Source organism: Rathayibacter sp. AY2B3 (genome assembly GCF_002931755.1).
Lineage (GTDB): Bacteria > Actinomycetota > Actinomycetes > Actinomycetales > Microbacteriaceae > Rathayibacter.
In genome coordinates, this window is record NZ_PSUG01000002.1 from 146246 (window position 1) to 164228 (window position 17983).

Below are 17983 nucleotides of genomic sequence, written 5' to 3' on the forward strand. Positions count from 1 at the left end.
GCGGTCGGTGCGTCGCGACCCCGGGTCAGGGCGTCGGTGTGACGGTCCAGGTGCCCTCGGTCTGGACGGCCATCACGCCGGGGAGATCGGCGTCGAACACCTCGGAGAAGGCACCGGTGTCGCCGAACAGCTGCGGCTGGTCGGAGGTGGTGAACACCCGGCCCGAGAACGAGTCGTCGGGTCCGGCCGGGGTGTACTCGACCGTCACGCGCGGGACGTCGTCCGAGAAGAAGAGGACGGCCGGGCCGGTGCCGGACTGCGCCCCGCTCACCGTCGCGAGGTCGTTCCAGCTCTGGAGGCCGAGCGTCCACGGCCCCTCCGCCCGGACGATCACCTGCTGATCGACGGGGTCGTCGCGGAAGAAGCCGGTCAGGAACGAGCCGGTCATCGGGGCGGCGGCCTCGCCGAAGGGCGACATCCGGCCCGCGGCGGTGACGATCGCCGTGCCGGTGCAGGCCGAGCAGTCCAGGCTCAGGACGACCGCGAACTCGCCCTGCCGCTGGAACGACACGTCGGCCGGCCCCGTGCCCGAGACGGTAGCGGGGACTCCTTCGCCGACCGGCCCCGCGTCGACCACGGTGCCGACCGGCTCGGCGGTCGGCGGAGCGGAGGAGGTCGGGCTCGGAGTGATCAGGTCGGTGATGGCGGGTCTCGGCGTCCGCGAGGCGGGTGCGGACGCCGTGGCGCCCGTGTCGGCCCCGCCGCCGGCGGTGCACCCGCCCAGCAGCAGGAGCCCCGCCGCTGCCGTCGTCACCAGTGCCGCTGTCGTCCCCCGTGCCCTCATGCCTCCAGCCTGCCAGGGCCGGACCCGATCATCGCCCCCGAGGGAGTCAGAGGAGGAGGGCGCCGAGGCCCGCGGCGGCGAGGACGACGATCCACGGGGGCACGGTCCAGCGCGTCAGCGCCACGAAGGCGCCGATCGCGAGCGCCAGAGCACCGGTCGAGCCGATGCCCTCGGTCAGCACCGGGTCGTAGAGGGCCGCTCCGAGCAGTCCCACCACGCCGGCGTTCACGCCGGCCAGCGCCCGCTGCGCGACCGGCAGGTGCCGCAGCCGCTGCCAGAACGGGAGCACGCCGATCACGAGCAGCGCGCCCGGCAGGAAGATCGCGACCAGCGCGATCGACGCCCCCGCGACGCCGTCCGGCGTCCCCGCGCCCACCGCGCCGAGGAACGCGGAGAAGGTGAAGAGCGGGCCGGGGACCGCCTGCGCCGCTCCGTAGCCGGCCAGGAACTCGCTCTGCCCGACCGCGCCGGCGCCGACCGTCTGCGCCTCCAGCAGAGGAAGCACGACGTGCCCGCCCCCGAACACCAGAGCGCCCGCGCGGTAGAAGACGGAGGCGAGACCTGCCGCTCCCTCGCCGGTGAGCGCGGCGACCAGGGGGAGGCCGGCCAGGAGGAGTCCCCAGAGGGCGAGAGCCGAGACCGCGAGCGCCGTCGGGATCCGGACCGCGAAGCCCGGGCCGTCGTCCGGAGCCGCCTCCTCGCGGCGCAGCCACAGGACGCCGGCCAGGCCCGCCGCCGCGATCACCGCCACCTGCAGCGAGGGCTCCGGGGCGAGGAGCACGGCGACGGCCGCCGCGCCGGCGATCGTCGCGCGGCGGCGGTCCGGTGCGAGTGTGCGCGCCATCCCGAGCACGGCCTGCGCGACGACCGCGGCCGCCGCTGCCTGGAGGCCCAGGAGCCAGCCGGCGGCGGCGACGTCGCCCGCGCCGACGACGACACCGGCGACGAGGACCAGGGCGATCGCCGAGGGGAGCGTGAATCCGCACCACGCGGCGACGAGTCCTGCGAGTCCCGCGCGCTGCAGGCCGACCGCCATCCCGACCTGGCTGGACGCGGGTCCGGGGAGGAACTGGCACAGCGCCACGAGGTCGGCGTACGCGCGATCGGTCAGCCAGCCGCGGCGCACCACGAACTCCTCACGGAAGTAGCCGAGGTGCGCGATCGGCCCGCCGAACGACGTCAGCCCGAGGCGGAGGAACACGAGGAGCACGGGGAGGGCGCCGCCCCGCTGCGGCCGACCCGTCTGCGACACGGGGGCATCCTGCCAGACAGCGGTGTCCGGCAGGAGTCGTGTCACCGGAGAAGGGACGATAAGCGACCGGACAATCGACTCCTCGCGCATTCTCTTTTCGATGGATGAAGCGGTGGGTATAAATACTGAACCGCTTCTCGATCCCCCTGTTAGCCTGGTCCGGCTTCCCTTTCCTTCTCGAGGAGAAGGCGATCCGCATCGGTATCGCGAGCACTGCCGCTCGTTCACTGAACGCCTTCTCCTCCTCTTTCGATCGGTGTACCAGTAACGGTGACGATCGGAAAGGCTCTCTCTTCCGTGACTCCTCAGGACACTGCAGTCGGCGACTCCGCCGACTCCTCCCGCACCGGCTCCCGATCGGGCGCGAAGGCCCTCTCCGCTCTCTCGCGCCGCACGATCCTCGCCGGATCCGTCGCGGGCGCGGGCGCGATCGCCTTCGCGACGCCGGCCCTCGCGGCCGGCGACCTCACCGCGGTGCCCCGACTGCCCGGCGAGGTCTCGCGCCTGTCCACCGCCACGTCGAAGACGGGCGGGAAGCGCTACGAGATCATCGACGTCGTCGTCGCGGGGGACCGGGCGCGCCTGTTCGTGCCGCACGCGACACCTCCGTCGCAGACCAGGGGCGCATCGATGCTCTGGTACTACCACGCCCGCAACGGCACCCACACGGCGCTCTCGAGCGCCTTCGCCTACTCCGCCGACCTCGCCGTGGACCGCGGCATCGTCAGCATCTGCCCGACCTACGGCGGCAGCATCTGGTCGAGCCCGCGGGCGATCGAGATCCAGGCCGCTGTCGTCGCCTGGGCCTCGTCGGTGTGGCGGATCGACGCGAGCCTCCTGCGCTCCGACTCCGGGGGCGGGCCGCTCCTGACCTGGGCCTACGGGAAGCGGATGGTGCCGAACATCCGGGGCGCGTACCTCTGCAGCAGCTCCTACGACATGGAGGAGCGCGCGGCGAGCGAGCCGGACAAGATCGGCCCCGAGTACGCGGACGCCGCGGCGATCGCCGCCACCAATCCCGCGCGACTGCCCGCGTCGGTGTGGCGCGGCGCCCGGCTGAGGATCACCGGATCGCCCGACGACGTCATGGTGCCGCTCGCCCTGCACGGCGCCGCCCTGCACGCCGCGGCGCTGCCCCTGGCGAAGGAGGCGACGCTGCGCACCCACCCGGGGGAGGGCACCGACGGCCACAAGGTCCCGAGCTTCACCAACAAGGAGATGATCGACACCTTCCAGCGCTGGATCGCCGAGGGCCCCGTGCCGCAGACGGAGCCCGCGCCCGAGACTCCCCCCGTGTCCACGCTGCCCGGCGCGGGCACCTACGAGAACGGCTCCGCGCAGATCGCCACCACGGGCACCTGGACGACCCTGAAGGCCACGGCGGACAGCGGCGGGAGCATCGCCTACTCGACCAGCTCCGGCGCCTCCGCGACCCTCGCCTTCACCGGCACGAGCATCGCCTGGATCAGCCGCCTCACGTCGTCCTCCGGGATCAACGACGTCGAGCTCGACGGGGTGAAGGTCGCGTCCGTCGACCGCTACAGCGCGTCCACCCGCTCGAAGCAGACGGTGTGGAGCAGCGGACAGCTCGCCGCCGGGCCGCACACGCTGACCATCCGCCGCGGGAGCGGCCGCAATCCGGCCTCGACCGGGACAAACCTGCTGCTCGACTCCTTCGTGGTCCAAGACGCGACGCCTCCGCCTGCGACGACCCTTCCCGGTGCGGGCACGTACGAGAACGGCTCCGCCCCGATCGTCACGACCGGCACCTGGTCGACGCTCACGGCGAGCACGGACAGCGGCGGCAGCATCGCCTACTCGACCACCGCGGGCGCCTCCGCCACCCTCGCCTTCACGGGCACCAGCGTGAGCTGGATCAGCCGCCTGACCGGCTCGTCCGGCATCAACGACGTCGAGCTCGACGGCGTGAAGGTCGCGTCGGTCGACCGCTACAGCGCCGCGACGCGGTCGAAGCAGACGGTCTGGAGCAGCGGGCAGCTCGCGGCCGGGCCGCACACGGTGACGATCCGCCGCGGGAGCGGGCGCAACCCCGCCGCGAGCGGCACCAACCTGATCCTCGACGCGTTCGTCGTCGGGGACGCCGCCCCGGTCCCCACGGTCAGCGTGCCCACGCCGATCGCGGAGTGGTCCTTCGCCGAGAGCGCCGCCCCCTTCGCCTCGGCCGTCGCGGGCGCTCCGGCGTTGCGGCAGGGCGCCGGCTCCTCCGCCCGCGCCGTCGCCACGCCCTTCGGCACCGGAGTCGCCCTCAACGGGACGACGGACCACCTCCTCGTCCCCAAGGGCGAGGTCGGCCCGCTCAACCTGGGCGCTTCGACCGGCCAGGTGACGATCGCGGCGTGGGTGCTCAACTCCGACCCGGACGGCGCCTGCATCGCGGGCGTCTGGGAGGAGTCGACGGTCGGGCCGCTGCGCTCCTACGCACTGTTCAACAACCTCCCCGAGTACGGCGGCTGGGAGCGGGTGTGCATGCACGTCTCGAAGCTCGGCGGGCCGACGCCCGGCTACCCCTACTCGCGCGACTACTCGGTGGAGCCCCGCCGGATCACGCGCGGGACGTGGCAGCTGCACGTCGGGACGTACGACGGCGCAGTCGCGGTCTCGTACCTCGACGGCGCCGCCACCGCGTACCCGGTCTACACCGACAAGCTCGGCGCGACCTACGCGAAGAACCCCTACGTCTATCCCGACGGCCTCAACGCGGCTCCGGGCGACTTCGTGGTCGGAGCGGTCGGCCGGGACGGCACGATGATCAACCGCTTCGCCGGCTCCCTCGCTCGACTGCGGGTGTGGGACCGGGCGCTGACCGCGGAGCAGGTGAAGCAGCTCTATTCCGCCGAGAAGGGCGCCCTCGGCTGATGTCCCGAATGCCGTGACACGAGTCCGAGAAGCGGATGTTCCGCTTATCGGATCACGCCGTGTGGTCGATGAAGCATGTCCCTCTTCCGGGGAGGGTGCGCCGGGTGGCCATAGCCGGTCCACTGACCGGATCACGATCGTCCCGTCGTTCTCCGCCGCCTTTTCGAGGAGGGCGGGAGTCCGGTGCCTCTCTCTCTCCGGAGAGGCACCGGATCCGGTCCGGAATCACGTGGACGTGCATTCCCGGAGGGACGATCGGCGGAGGAGCTGAATCCGGCGACCGAGCCGCCCGGTCGTGGGCCTCAGAGTGCGGCTCCGCGCCAGATGCGCACCGGCGCGACCACCTCCCACCCGAGGGCGAGGTAGAGGGAGCGGCCGTCCGTGCTCGCGACGAGGAGACCGCTCCGGGCGCCCTCGACGCGGGCCCAGGCGGTGAGGGAATCGACGACCTGCCGCCCGAGCCCGCGCCGGCGGAACCGCGCATCGGTCTCGATCCGGTCCAGCACCGCCACCGTCCCGTTCACGGCGGCGCTGCCGCGGGCGGCGACGACTCCCTCGACCAGCAGCCGGACGGTCGCCACTTCGTCGGCGGCCTCGAGCACGGCTCCCTCGACGGTGCGACCCGGGCCGAGGAGCGCCGCCATCAGGCTCTCGTCGCCCGCGACGAGCTCCAGCCCGGCGGCGGGCGCGAGGCGGGCGTCGTCGCCCACTCCCACGATCGTCAGCCACTCCGCGGGGCCCGCTGTCCGCTCGGCGCCCTGCTGCAGCGCGGAGGGCGACGGATCGACCAGGATCCGCTCCCGCGTGCGGGACTCCGCTCCGACGTCGACCAGCCAGGCCCCGTCCTCGCGGACGCGCTGCACGCCGCGTGCACGGCACCAGCCCCCGATCCAGTCGTCCACCCGCTCCGTCGTCGTGATCACGCCCCGAGAGTAGCCGCGACCGGACGGGCGCGGGCACGGAAGCAGGCTCTCCGGGCGGTGGTCGTCCGCCGACGCCACGACCGCCCAGGCCAGGACCGCCCACGCCAGGACCGCCCCCTCCGCACGGCGATCCGCCGGGCGCTCCCGTTGTCAACCTCAGTGCCACGGCGCCGTCCCCGGCCCTACCGTCGGCGCGAGACATCCGCTGCACCGCCGGGACCCTGACGGCCGTGCCGAGAGTGAGGGGCCGATCCGATGCCCAGGCAGAAGGGCGACCCGCGGAGCACCACCCGAGTGCTGCGCGAGCTGGTCGCCGCGTTCGAGGACCCGGGAGCCGTGCACCCGGCGCTGGCCCGGCAGGTGCGGAGCGCCGCCCGCGAGCTGCTCGGCCTGGAGGAGCGGGAACCGCTGCGCCTGCGCGTGCGGATGCCGACCCTGATGGTCCCCCGCTCGGTCGTGGACGAGGTGCCCGATCCGCCCCCGGTGCCGCCCGCCGCGCTCTGACCCGACTGCGCTCGTACACTCGGACGATGCGACACGGCATCGTCATCCTCCCGCAGGACCCGTGGGCCGAGGCCCGCCGGAAGTGGCAGTCGGCCGAGGGCCTGGGCTTCGACCACGCGTGGACGTACGACCACCTCTCCTGGCGCTCCCTCGCCGACGAGCCGTGGCACGCGACCGTCCCCACCCTCACCGCTGCTGCGATGGTGACCGAGACGCTCCGGCTGGGCACGTTCGTGGCCTCCCCGAACTTCCGCCACCCGGTGCCGTTCGCCAAGGAGATCGCGACGCTGGACGAGATCTCGGGCGGTCGGACGGTCCTCGGGGTCGGCTCGGGCGGCACGGGCTTCGATGCGCGCGTGCTCGGACAGCCCGAGTACTCGCCCCGGCAGCGGCACGAGCGCTTCTCCGAGTTCGTCTCGGCCCTCGACGCGCTGCTGCGCTTCGAGGAGCCCGGCTCGGGCGGCGTGGACCTCGAGGGGGAGTGGTTCACCGCCCGCTCGGCGCGCATGGTGGGCGAGCCCGTGCAGCGCCCTCGCGTCCCGCTCGTCCTCGCCGCGAACGGGCCGAAGGGCCTCGCGCTCGTCGCCGAGCGCGGGCAGGGCTGGGTCACCACCGGCCCGGAGGGAGTGTCGAGCGAGGAGTGGTGGCGGGCGATCGCGTCTCTCTCCCGGCGGCTCGACGCAGCGCTCGAGACGGCCGGGCGCGACCCGCGCACCGTCGAGCGCCACCTGTCCCTCGACTCCGGGAGCGACTACTCCCTCGAGAGCGTCGCCCGGTTCGAGGACATGGCCGGCCGGGCGGAGGAGCTCGGCTTCACGGACGTCATCGCGCACTGGCCGCGCCGGGACGGGATCTACGCGGGCGACGACGAGGTCCTCTACGAGGTCGCCTCGCGCTTCTGAGCGGCCTCGGGCGCCTCGGAGCGGTGCTCAGACCGCGCGGGCGCTCCCGCGGTCGACGAGCCGGGCGGGCAGGAGGCGGATCGACGGCTCCTCGCCGCGGGACGGCTGCTCGATCCGCTCGACGAGGGTGTCCACCAGGTGTGCGCCGAGTTCGGCGGGGCCGGTCTCGACATAGCTGTAGGGGAGTGAGAAGTCGCGGGCGAACTCCGCCGAGTAGAGGCTCACGACCGAGAGCTGCTCGGGCACGACGACGGCCCGTCGGCCGAGGATCGCCGGGAGCATCGCGATCGTGCGGTCGCTGTGGACGACCAGCGCCGTGAGACCGGGGTGGTGATCGAGGAACGCCGCGACCATCGGCTCGACGGCGTCGGCGGCGGTGGCGGCCGGGCGCAGCACCAGCTCGATGCCGAGCCGGCCGGCGGTCTCGAGAGCCGACTCGCGGAACCGGAGCCCGTAGGTGCCTCCGCGGTCGAAGACGCGCTCAGGAGGAGTGATGAGACCGATGCTCCGATGCCCGAGGGCGCCCAGGTGCTCGATCAGCAGGCGGGCCGCGTCGCCGAAGTCGAGGTCGAAGACGTCCACCCCGGAGGCGTCCGCGGGCACGCCGAGGGCGGCACCGGGCCGCCGCGAGGCGCGCAGGACGGGCAGCCGGTCGTCGTCGTCCGCGACGCTCAGGAGGATCAGTCCGTCGACCTGGCCGGAGCGCGTGAGCCGGCGGACCGCAGCCGCCCCGTCGGCCTCGGTGGCCAGCAGCACGTCGTAGCCGAGCTCGCGGGCGCGGGCCGTGATGGGGAGCACGTACTCGACCATCGCGGGTGCGAACTCGTCCGGGTCGAAGTGGACGAGCAGGCCCAGCGCCATGGTGCGGCGCGTGGCGAGCGCTCGTGCTCCGGCGTTGACCGTGAAGTCGAGCTCGGCGATCGCGTCCTCGATCCGCTTGCGCGTCTCGGGGGAGATGCTGCGCTTGCCGGAGAGGACGTACGACACCGTGCTGCGCGAGACCCCGGCCGCTTTCGCGACGTCTCCGATCGTGGCCATCTCCACCCCCGCTCGAACCGTGTCGAGAGTGGCAGTGCGGCGCGGCGCACGCAACTCGGGCGCCGCGTCCGCTGCCCGAGGACCGGACGCTCCGGCTCCGGCGCTCTGCTCGTCCACGGCGCGCTCGTCCCCGTCGCGGCCCGTCCGGTCCCGACGGCACGCCGACGCGGCCGGGCGCACGAGGAGCCCGGCCGCGTCAGCGCGTTCTGGACGGATCAGCCGCAGCGCGCCGCACCGTAGGCCGGTGCCGTGGATCCGCTCGCCGCAGCGCCGTCGACAGTCCCCGCGATCCGCACGTCGAGAGCGCCGGCTCCGACGCTCGCAGCGCGGGTGCTGAAGGCGGCCGAGACCGTCTTGCCGGGAGCGACCCCGGTGAAGGTCTTCGTGCCCCAGGCCGAACCGATCGTGATGTCAGCGGCGACCGCGCTGGTGTTGGTCGCCGTCCCCGTGATCGTGACCTTCCCCGCCGTGCAGCGCGAGGCCGCCGTGCCGGTCACCGTCAAGCCCGCGGTCCGTCCGACGAAGGGCGTGACCGAGATCCTGTCGATGTTGGGCGCGTACTGCGAGGTGAGCAGGACGCCGGGGAAGGTGTCGGAGAGGTAGGTCGTCCCGTCGAAGCCCGGGAGCTCCTTCGAGGTGATCGCGATGGTGTTCGAGCCCTTCCTGAGCGTGACCGGCACGCTCAGGTCCCACAGCTGGTTCTGGTGGAACGTGTGCGGGAAGAGCACGCGCTGCGTCACTCCGTTGACCGTGATGTCCGCGTGGCGGGCGAGCGGGTCGGGGTTGTAGTGCGTCGCGGGGGACTGCTCCTCGTTGGAGTAGCGCAACGTGAGCGCGTACGTCCCGTCCTGCTCGGCCTTCACGTCGCCGAAGGTCAGGGTCGAATCGCCGTCGCGTCCGCCGCCGATGTTCCCGACGGCCTTGCCGCCCGACGCGAAGGACAGGTCGCGGACAGTGGCGGGGCCGGTGATCGTGGCCGCCTCCGCTTCGTAGCTCGTCGTCGCGGGCGGGTTCGCGCTCGCTCCGATGACGATCCGATCGACGAGGAGCGTGCCGCTCGTGCCGACGACCTCGATCTTGTTCACGCCGCCCGAGAGGAAGACCTGACGGGTCGAGCTCGCGCCCACCGGCCCGACCTTCACGTCGTTGACGTAGAGGTCGCCGGTGCCGCCGCCCAGGGTGTCCACCGTCACGGAGGACGGCGCGTCCTTCGCGGAGTAGCCCCAGACAGTGGTGGAGGCGCCGCTGGTGAGCATCGCCGTGCCCGATCCGGAGACCCCGGTGCGGGAGTAGTCGGCCGTCGCTCCGTTCTCGAGCGTGCCGGTCTCGGCCTCGTGGATCGAGGTCGCGGCGGCCGCGCTGGGGAGGGAGAGCTCGATCTTGTCGACGATCGCGTCGCCCACGGTCGACTTCGTGCCGGCGAGGTTCTTCGCGGCGAGCGAGATCGTGTGGGTGCCGGCGGTCAGCTTCACCTTCGTGTCCGCGTGGTCCCAGACCACGAACTTGTAGGCCAGCGGAAGGAGGATCTCCTGCTCCGCAGCGCCGTCGACGCTCAGGAACGCGTTGATCGGGCCCTGCTGGGCGTTGGCGGCGTAGGTGTTGAGGGAGTTGGCGAAGACGCTGAGGTCGTACTCGCCGTCCTTCGGGACGGTGACCGCGAAGTCGAGCTTCAGGTCGCCGCCGGTGCGGATCCCGCCCACGTTGCGTCCACCCGAGGTGTAGAAGCCGCCGACGTTGGTCGGCGAGCCCTCGGGTCCGTTGAGGTTCCGCGATCCGGTGTAGCGAGCGTCCTCGGCCTCGTACTTCTGGCGGAAGTCGACGGGCGAGGCGGACGGCGACGACGCGTTGGCGCCCGGGGTCAGGACGACCTCGTAGGCGGAGTCGATGTCGAGCGCGGGGAGGGATCCGCCGAAGTCCAGCGAGAGGGCGCCGTCCACGACGGACGCGTCGAACTCCTTCACCGTCTGCGGGGCTCCCGAGTCGCCGACCTGGCCGGTCCAGCGGATCTCGCTGACCTCCACGTGGACCTTCGAGCCGAAGGTGGCGGCCGGGACGCTCTCGAACGCGACCTTCTGCGAGCCGCCGACGCCTCCGAAGAGGGCTCTCGCCTGCTTGGCGGCGGTGTCGAGGGTCGCGACGCCCTGGAGGGTGTAGCTCTGGCCGGGCTTGGGCGGCGTGACCGCGACAGTGTCGCCGGTCATCGAGGCGTAGGCGTTGAGGAGCCACCACTGGCCGTTGGCGCGGTTGGCCTGCACCGCGGAGTCGGAGAGGTTGCCGTCGATGTTCCAGTAGGCGATGTCGCCGTCGACCTTCTTGTCCTCGAGCGCGCTGATCCACTGGACCATCTGGCCGGGCACGGAGGTGTGGTAGTTGAAGGCGTACTCGTTGAGGTTCACCGGCAGGTGCTTCCCGGCGTAGGACGTGCCCGCGTACAGCTCGTCCTCCCAGGCCCGGAAGCGGTCGACGTTGGTGCGGATCTCACCCGGGGCGCTCAGCTCGTGCCAGGTCATCACGTCGGGGACGGTGTCCTGCTCGAGCGTGTGGGTCATGAACCCGCGGACCTGGTCGTAGAGGACGCTGGTGTTCGGTCCGGCGATGCGGGCGTCGGGCATCCTGTCGCGGATCAGCGCGTAGGTGCTGTCCCAGGCCGCGAAGAACGCGGTCGGGTCCTCCAGCCAGCTCTTCCCGTCGTAGCTCCACTTCCCGTTGCCGAACATGTTGCCCTCGGGCTCGTTGAACGGCACGAACACGATGTTGTCCTGGTACTCCTCGGGGAGCGCGAGCACCTGGTCGACCTGCGTGGCGATCTTCGCCTGGTAGTCGGCCAGCTTCTCCTGGGGAGTGCTGCCCGGCCACTCGTAGGGGAAGCCGCGGTAGATGTCCGTCATGTAGATGTAGGTGTCGCCGTCCGAGGTGTCGGCGACGGCTTTCGCGACGCTGAGCGCGTCGGCGCCCGGGTGCTGCGGCCCGTCCTGCGCCTTGGTCGAGACCGTGCGCAGGTCGATCCCCTCGAGGAGGTTGTCGGAGGGGAGGCCCTCGCCGTAGACCCCGTAGAGGGTGCCGGACGCGCCGCCCATGAACTCTCCGGTGCTCGTGCCGAGGTCGATGGTCATCTCGTCGAGTGCGCGCACCGTGACGGTCGCCGTGACCGCGGTGCCGAGGCCGGTGACGGTGCCCTTCACGGTGAAGGTTCCGCGCTTCGCGTAGGCGGCAGCGGGGACGCTCTCCCAGGTGACCGGGGCGTCGCGGTTCACGCCGTCGGAGTAGGTGGCGGGGACCCCCGGCAGGGCCGGCGCGACGCCGATGCCGGTAGTGACCGCGACGCTCGTCGAGAGAACGCCGGTGACGGCCGGCGCGGCGTCGCCCGCCAGCCCCCGGACCTGAGCGGCGGTCAGGGCGCGGTTGTAGACGCGGAAGTCGTCGATCGCTCCGTCGAAGTAGGGGTGCACGTTCCAGAGCGCCCGGCCGATGTTGCCGCTCTTGGAGGCGGAGGCGGAGTAGAGCTGCTTCGCGAGATCGACGGAGGCGGGAGCCGTCGCGACCTGCAGACCGTTGAGGTAGAGGGTCACGGTCGTGCCGTCCATCGTCGCGGTGACGTTGACCCACTGGTCCTTCTGCAGCGGCGAGGAGCTGGAGACCCCGGTCTCGCCGCCGTCCTTCAGCTGCTTGATGATCGCGCGGGCGCTGCCGCCGTCGAACGACGGAGCGAAGGCCGACGCGGCGTCGGGGCTGATGCCCAGGCACCACAGCCACTGGAAGCCCCCGGTGCCGGACCACTTCGTCCAGGCGGAGACGGTGGTCTGCGTCACGCCCTGGAAGAGCCCGTTCGGCACGGTCAGGTAGGGCGCGGAGGTCGAGTCCGCCGCGCCCCCGGGAAGGTCGATCGCCGTCGTACCGGCCTTCCGACCCGCGACGTACGTCGCTCTCGCGCTGTTGACGACGGTGCCGTCGAGCTTCTTCGACGAGAGGTCGGCGACCGTGGATCCGGACACCTGCCCCTGCTCGAAGTCGTACTGGAGGATGAGCGCGTCGGCGGGGACGGTGGTGTCGGCCGCGGAGGCGGACTCGGCGCTCGGGAGAGCGACGGCGAGGGCGGCGAGTGTCGCGGCACTCAGCGCGAGGGCGAGGGAGCGGGTGCCGCGCCTCGGGGAGGACATCGTTGTCACGCTGGTCACTTTCTGTGGGGACAGCCGGCCGGACGACGGCGGGCGTCGGTCCGGGGTCGGAGCAACAGTGCTTCGAACCGGTTCGACAAAACTAGGTTCCGGGCCTGCGACACGCAAGAGGACCTGAGAAGTTCCTCGTCCGGCTCGCAGGTGACGGTGGTCGCTCGGGCTCTCGACGGGACTCGTCCGTCCGCCGGACCAGGACGAGCGCTCGACGGATCTGCTCCTCCGCCTGGGCCTGTGCCGCGTGCGGGAGGATGAGGGCATGACGCTCCCTCGGCCGACGCTCCTCTCCCCGCCGCTCCAGGACCGGCTGGCCCGGTGGTTCGACGAGGAGGCGCCGCCGGCCCCCTCGCTGAGCTGGGCCCTGTTCGACCGCACCGGGCTGCTCGTCCACCACGGCCGCGGCGAGCACCGCCTCGACGGGGCCGCTCCCGGGCCCGGGACCGTGCACCGCATCGCCTCCATGTCCAAGAGCTTCGAGGCGGCGGCGGTGCTGATCCTGCGCGACCGCGGGCTGCTCCGCCTCGACGACCGCATCGCCGATCACGTTCCCGAGTTCACCGATCCGGTCGACTCCGCGGGCCGGACGCTGCCCGTGACGATCCGGATGCTCCTCAGCAACTGCTCGGGGCTCCCGGAGGACAACGGCTGGGCCGACGACGTCATGGCTCTGACGCGGGAGGAGTTCCTCGAGGTCGTCGGCCGCGGGCTGACCTTCACGGAGCGGCCGGGCGAGGTCTACCAGTACTCCAACATCGGCTTCTGGCTGCTCGGCGTGCTCGTCGAGAACGCGACCGGCGAGGACTTCCCCTCCTTCGCGACGCGGACGATCCTCGAGCCGCTCGGTCTCCACGACACGCGCTACGACAGCGGCCACTACCCCGACGGCACCGACCTGGCGGCCGGCTTCAGCACCTTCGACGACGGAGCGACCTGGGTGCCCCGCCCCGTCACCGGCACCGGAGCGGGCGCCTGCGCGGCGAGCATGTTCAGCACGGTCGGCGACATCGCCCGCTGGAGCGGCTGGCTCTCCTCCGCGTTCGAGGGCGAGGACGGCGCGGACGACGATCCGGTGCTGAGCCGCGCCTCCCGCCGCGAGATGCAGCGCGGCTGGACGCCGGTCCCCGCGCTGATCCCTCGCGCCGTCGAGAGCACGCTCGACGGCTCCGCCTACGGGTTCGGCCTGGTCGTCGAGCACGACGTCCGCTTCGGCGGGATCGCCCACCACTCCGGCGGCCTGCCGGGCTGGTCGTCGAACATGCGCTGGCATCTGGAGTCGGGCCTGGGGGCCGTGGTCTTCGCGACCGCGAACGGGGCGAAGCTCGCCGCCGCCGCGACGGGACTGCTCCGCGCCGCCCTCGAGGACACCGCTCCGCCGGCGCGGACCATCGCCCTCCTCCCGTCGACCCTCGCCGCGGCCGCCGCCGTCGAGGCCGCGATCGTCGCGGGAGACCTCGCCCGGGCGGGGGAGCCGGGCAGCGGCGCCCTGTTCAGCCCCAACCTGCTGAGCGATGTGCCGGCCGACGTGCGCGCTCGCCGCCTCGGCACGGCGATCGCGGAGATCGGCGGGCTCGCCGAGGACCCGACCGCGCGGCCGCTGGCAGAGCGATTGCTCTGGAGCGCCTCCGCAGCGCAGGCGGCCTTCCTCCTGCCGGGCCGCGACGGGGAGCTCGAGTGCCGGTTCGAGACCACGCCGACCGTCCCGGCCCTGATCCAGCGCCTCGAGATCGTCGTGCGCGAGACGCCGACGGCAGCCCTCCCGGTCGTGCGCTTCTACCGCCCTCAGGTCGGCTAGCGGTCGGAGACGAGGCGCGGGCGTGCCGGACCTCCACCCTCCCGGCACGCGGAACGGCGGGCGGCCCTCGAGGGACCGCCCGCCGTCACGCTCCCGCGGTCAGCGGATCGTCGTGCTCGCCGTGTCCGCATTGCTGCGGATCGACGGGTCGGGCGTCTTCGTCGAGAACGCCGCTCCCAGCGCGGTCGCCGTGCCCGGGACGGTCGCCCTCACCGTGATCTTCTCCGACACGGTCCGCCCGTCCGCCAGGCCGACCCGCTGGAACACCACGACGTTCCCGACCCTGGTGTACGAGCCGGTCGCCGAGACGAACTGCACGCCCGCGGGCAGGACGACCTGCGAGAAGACCGACGCCGCGGGGGCCGGACCGGCGTTCGTCGTGATGAGGGTGTAGGTGAGCGTCCTCCCCTTCACCGCCGAGACGGGCCCGGAGAGGTCGACGCGCAGATCGGCCTTCGTCGCGACCTGCTTAGGCGAGACCGTCAGCGTGCTCGTCGCCCGTGCCGTGCCCGCCGAGTTCACGGCCCGGATGCTGAAGGTGGTGGTGCCGGCCGTGGTCGGCGTCCCGGAGAGGCGCCCGGTCGCGTCGAGGGTGAGCCCGGCGGGCAGTGCGCCGGAGACCAGGGAGACCGACGGGGCGGGCGTGCCGCTCACCGCGTAGCGGAAGTCGTAGGCCGAGCCGACGACGCCCGCCGCGACCGTCCCGGAGAGGGTCGGCGCGACCGTCGGCGACGAGACGGTGACGGTGCTGGTGGTCTCCGCGGAGGCGGTGCCGGTGCGGGCCGCCAGCGTGAACGCGAAGGTGCCCGCCTCGGACGGAGTCCCCGACAGGCGTCCGGCCGGAGTGAGGGTGAGGCCGGGCGGGAGCGCACCGGAGGAGACGTCCACTGACGGCGCGGGGAAGCCCGCGACGGTGTAGGCGAAGTCGTAAGGGGTGCCGACGACGCCCGCCCCGGGGGTGCCCGAGATCGCGGGTGCCGCGTCCGCGGGGGAGACGACGACGGTGCTGGTGGTCTCCGCGCTCCCGGCGGTGCTCGAGGCCCGCAGCGTGAAGGTGGAGCGGCCGGCGGTGGTCGGCGTCCCGGTCAGGCCGCCGCGCTCATCGAGGCTCAGGCCCGCGGGGAGCCGGCCGGAGACGAGCGAGACCGTCGGGGCGGGGGTGCCCGTCACGCTGTAGTCGAAGTCGTACAGGGTGCCGACCGTCGCGGCGGGCGGGTCGCCCGCCAGCGTCGGCGCGACCGTCGTCTCCGCGACGGCGAAGGTGTGCGTGGCGCCGACGGTGGCCCCGAAGGGGTTCCGTGCGGAGACGGCGAAGGTGGACGTCCCCGCGGTCGTCGGCGTGCCGGAGAGGAGTCCGGACGCGCTGAGGGTCAGGCCGTCGGGGAGGGAGCCGGAGGCGACCGCGAACGAGGCGGGGCGGTCGGCCGCGAAGGTGTACGAGACGGCCGCTCCGAGCGACCCGGACGCGGGAGGAGTATCCGCCGTCAGGACGGGACGCGGGCCCCGGGCCAGGACGTGATCGGGTCCGGCCGCGAGAGCGGTCGTGCCGGCGAGACCCGCGGGGAACTGCAGCTGCCCGGCCGAGCTCCGGCCCCAGCCGACGACCGTGCCGTCGCCCTTCAGCGCGAGGCTGTAGTCCGACGCGGCGGCGATCGCCACGACTCCGGACAGACCTTCCGGCACCGTGGTCTGGCCGTAGTCGACGACGACCGAGTCGGAGCTCGCACCCCAGGCGACGACGGTGCCGTCCTCCTTCAGCGCGAGGCTGTGGGTCTCTCCCGCCGCGACGGCGACCACGCCCTCGAGGCCCGCGGGGACGTCGGTCTGCCCGTAGAGGTCCCAGCCCCAGGCGACCACCCTGCCGCCGGACACGGCGAGGCTGTGGCGCTGGCCCGCGGCGATGGCCGTGACGTCTCCGAGCCCGGTCGGGACCAGGCCCTCGCCCAGCCCGTTGCTGCCCCAGGAGGTGACGGTGCCGTCGCTGCCGAGCGCGAGGCTGTTGTCGCGGGAGGACGAGATCGCGACGATCCCGGTCAGCGCGGCGCTCCTCGAGACCTGTCCGTCGCCGTCGTAGCCCCAGGAGACGACGGTCCCGTCGCTCTTCAGAGCATGGCTGCTGTAGTCGCCGGCGGAGACCGCGACGACCCCCGTGAGACCCTCGGGGACGCTGGTCTGCCCGGACGAACCGCGGCCCCAGGCGACGACCCTGCCGTCGCCGTTCGCGGCGAGGCTGTGGGTCCGACCCGCGGCGAGGGAGAGGGCGCCCTCGACTCCGGCCGGGACCGTGGTCTTCCCGTCGGCGCTGCTTCCCCAGGCCGCCACCCCGAGGACCGGGGCCGACGGAGCGGCGACCGCCGCGAGGGGGACAGCGGCGCCGACGAGGAGCGCGACGGTGGCGGTCAGCCCGAGCAGGCCCCGCCGGAGCCGTCGTGCCGCCCCTGGATCCCGCGGCTGCGACGTGCCGTCCTCGACGGCGGGAGGACGAGGGACGGTGCTGGAGCGCATGTGCTGCCTTCGGTCGGGACGGCCCTCATCGGCCGCCCTCGAACCGTGGCACGGCCGTCCCGCCGCTGACAATGTCCTCTAGCGGCCCTGTCCGGAAGAGGGCGCCGCGGAGCACCGCCTTCGGCACGCCCTCCCGGTGGAGCGGCTGACGACCGCTCAGCGCGGTCGGAACGGAGACCCCGCCCCTCCCGCGTACGGGGCGTCCGCCTGATCGAAGTCCCAGCCGCCGGCGGGTGAGGGGCGGACGACGACCGGCGCCCTGGTGGGGGTGGGCGTCGCCGTGGGAGTGGGAGTCCTCGTCGGCGTCGCCGTCGGAGTGGGAGTCCTCGTCGGCGTCGCGGTGGGCGCGGGAGCGGGCGCCGAGCCCTGCCCGGTGTGCCAGCGGAAGATCGCGTCGATGCCGTCCTGGTTCACCCACGACGGCGCGTTGTGGCCGAGCCCGTGCGTCCGCACAGTCGCCTCCCTCGCCGTCGGTGTCGCTCGCGAGACGAGGGCGAGTCCGTGCAGAGCGGGCGGAACGCTCGGGTCCGGGTGCGCCGTGTCGGAGACCACGGCGCGGATGTTCGCGCCCGCCCAGGCGGAGGCGGGCAGCCGCTTCGGGTTGTGGGAGTCGATCTGAGCGGTGCTGCCGTCGAAGGCGCCGCCGATCGAGAAGCGGCCTCGCGCGGTGCGGCTGTAGGTGTCGCGCAGGTCGTAGACGCCGTTGACCAGGTACAAGCCGTTGATCCCCGGGAAGACCCGGGCGCCGTAGTTCTCGCAGGCGAGCGCCCCGCCCGCTGACATCGCCCAGAGGTAGCTCGCGGCGATCGGGAACTGGCCGGAGAGGTAGGCGTAGCCGTTCCGCTGGTGCTTCTGCGCGGTGTCGTTGGTCCAGACCGTGCCGCCGAGCGTCTGGCAGATCGCGATGGCGCCCCGCTCGACGGCGAGCTCGGCCGGGTACTGGAAGACGCTGGACAGCGACGTGTGGTCGGCCTGCGCTGAGTGGATGAACCAGATGACCGGGACGGGCGCCGCCTGCCGCGGCTTCACCGTCTGCGGGACGAAGACGCGTGCGAGGTCTCCGCCGATCGAGATCGTGAGGACGTCGTAGAGGACGCCGCGGTTCTTCGTCGTCACATTGATCGTCCGGGACTTCTCCCCGGCGTGCCGGAGGGGGCGGGTGCCGCCGCGGCGCGCGTGCGCGAGATCAGGGCGCGGGTGCCGGAAGGGGTCACCATCGGGGTCTCGGGGGACG

At 73.0% G+C, this 17983-nt stretch carries 11 protein-coding genes; 4 read left to right on the forward strand and 7 right to left on the reverse strand.

Translation table 11 applies throughout. From position 1 onward, the window contains the following. Window positions 1-25: 25 nt before the first annotated feature. Together C5C24_RS01955 and chrA are read right to left on the reverse strand one after the other, a co-directional pair. Window positions 26-784 (reverse strand): hypothetical protein, encoded by a 759-nt coding sequence (locus tag C5C24_RS01955; RefSeq protein ID WP_146082495.1) that lies wholly within the window; start codon window positions 782-784, stop codon window positions 26-28. A gap of 46 nt (window positions 785-830) precedes the next feature. Continuing rightward, window positions 831-2036 carry a chromate efflux transporter gene (gene chrA, locus C5C24_RS01960; RefSeq protein ID WP_258065007.1) on the reverse strand — a complete coding sequence of 402 codons (1206 nt, stop codon included), beginning with the start codon at window positions 2034-2036 and terminating at the stop codon, window positions 831-833. Window positions 2037-2333: 297 nt separating this feature from the next. Here chrA and C5C24_RS01965 point away from each other — a divergent pair, with 297 nt between their 5' ends. Beyond that, a complete protein-coding gene (locus tag C5C24_RS01965) occupies window positions 2334-4913 on the forward strand; it encodes a LamG-like jellyroll fold domain-containing protein (RefSeq protein WP_104304164.1) in 2580 nt (859 codons plus the stop codon). Between the two features lie 302 nt (window positions 4914-5215). Here C5C24_RS01965 and C5C24_RS18155 read toward each other — a convergent pair whose 3' ends face one another. Then, window positions 5216-5836: a GNAT family N-acetyltransferase gene (locus tag C5C24_RS18155; protein WP_219812808.1), complete on the reverse strand. Its 621-nt coding sequence runs from the start codon at window positions 5834-5836 to the stop codon at window positions 5216-5218. A gap of 255 nt (window positions 5837-6091) precedes the next feature. Between C5C24_RS18155 and C5C24_RS01975 the strand changes: the two genes are divergently transcribed. Further along, window positions 6092-6340, forward strand: a complete 249-nt coding sequence (locus tag C5C24_RS01975; RefSeq protein WP_146082496.1) for a hypothetical protein — start codon at window positions 6092-6094, stop codon at window positions 6338-6340. A 26-nt stretch (window positions 6341-6366) separates the two neighbouring features. After that, on the forward strand, window positions 6367-7242 hold the full coding sequence (locus tag C5C24_RS01980; protein ID WP_104304165.1) for an LLM class flavin-dependent oxidoreductase: 876 nt from the start codon (window positions 6367-6369) through the stop codon (window positions 7240-7242). Between the two features lie 27 nt (window positions 7243-7269). Here C5C24_RS01980 and C5C24_RS01985 read toward each other — a convergent pair whose 3' ends face one another. Beyond that, the gene (locus tag C5C24_RS01985; RefSeq protein ID WP_104304173.1) at window positions 7270-8280 is read right to left on the reverse strand and encodes a LacI family DNA-binding transcriptional regulator; all 1011 of its coding nucleotides are present in this window, start codon (window positions 8278-8280) and stop codon (window positions 7270-7272) included. Window positions 8281-8495: 215 nt separating this feature from the next. Then, complete coding sequence (locus C5C24_RS01990) at window positions 8496-12437, reverse strand: LamG-like jellyroll fold domain-containing protein (RefSeq protein ID WP_104280585.1); 3942 nt, start codon at window positions 12435-12437, stop codon at window positions 8496-8498. 274 nt (window positions 12438-12711) lie between these two features. Here C5C24_RS01990 and C5C24_RS01995 point away from each other — a divergent pair, with 274 nt between their 5' ends. Further along, window positions 12712-14244, forward strand: coding sequence for a serine hydrolase (locus C5C24_RS01995; protein WP_104304166.1), 1533 nt, complete (start codon window positions 12712-12714; stop codon window positions 14242-14244). A gap of 99 nt (window positions 14245-14343) precedes the next feature. Here the strand turns inward: C5C24_RS01995 and C5C24_RS02000 are convergent, their stop codons facing one another. Continuing rightward, entirely contained in the window at window positions 14344-16749 is a 2406-nt protein-coding gene (locus C5C24_RS02000) for a putative Ig domain-containing protein (protein WP_104304167.1), read from the reverse strand. A 156-nt stretch (window positions 16750-16905) separates the two neighbouring features. Continuing rightward, window positions 16906-17983: hypothetical protein (locus tag C5C24_RS17775; protein ID WP_219812809.1), on the reverse strand; the 1078-nt coding region annotated here is incomplete at its 5' end.

What these genes read in the sequence shown, in the direction of transcription:
- C5C24_RS01975 (WP_146082496.1), top strand. Translation starts at nt 6,092, where the DNA reads ATGCCCAGGCAGAAGGGCGACCCGCGGAGCACCACCCGAGTGCTGCGC.
- C5C24_RS01995 (WP_104304166.1), top strand. Translation starts at nt 12,712, where the DNA reads ATGACGCTCCCTCGGCCGACGCTCCTCTCCCCGCCGCTCCAGGACCGG.
- C5C24_RS01980 (WP_104304165.1), top strand. Translation starts at nt 6,367, where the DNA reads ATGCGACACGGCATCGTCATCCTCCCGCAGGACCCGTGGGCCGAGGCC.
- C5C24_RS01990 (WP_104280585.1), bottom strand. Translation starts at nt 12,437, where the DNA reads ATGTCCTCCCCGAGGCGCGGCACCCGCTCCCTCGCCCTCGCGCTGAGT.
- C5C24_RS01985 (WP_104304173.1), bottom strand. Translation starts at nt 8,280, where the DNA reads ATGGCCACGATCGGAGACGTCGCGAAAGCGGCCGGGGTCTCGCGCAGC.
- C5C24_RS01955 (WP_146082495.1), bottom strand. Translation starts at nt 784, where the DNA reads ATGAGGGCACGGGGGACGACAGCGGCACTGGTGACGACGGCAGCGGCG.
- C5C24_RS02000 (WP_104304167.1), bottom strand. Translation starts at nt 16,749, where the DNA reads ATGCGCTCCAGCACCGTCCCTCGTCCTCCCGCCGTCGAGGACGGCACG.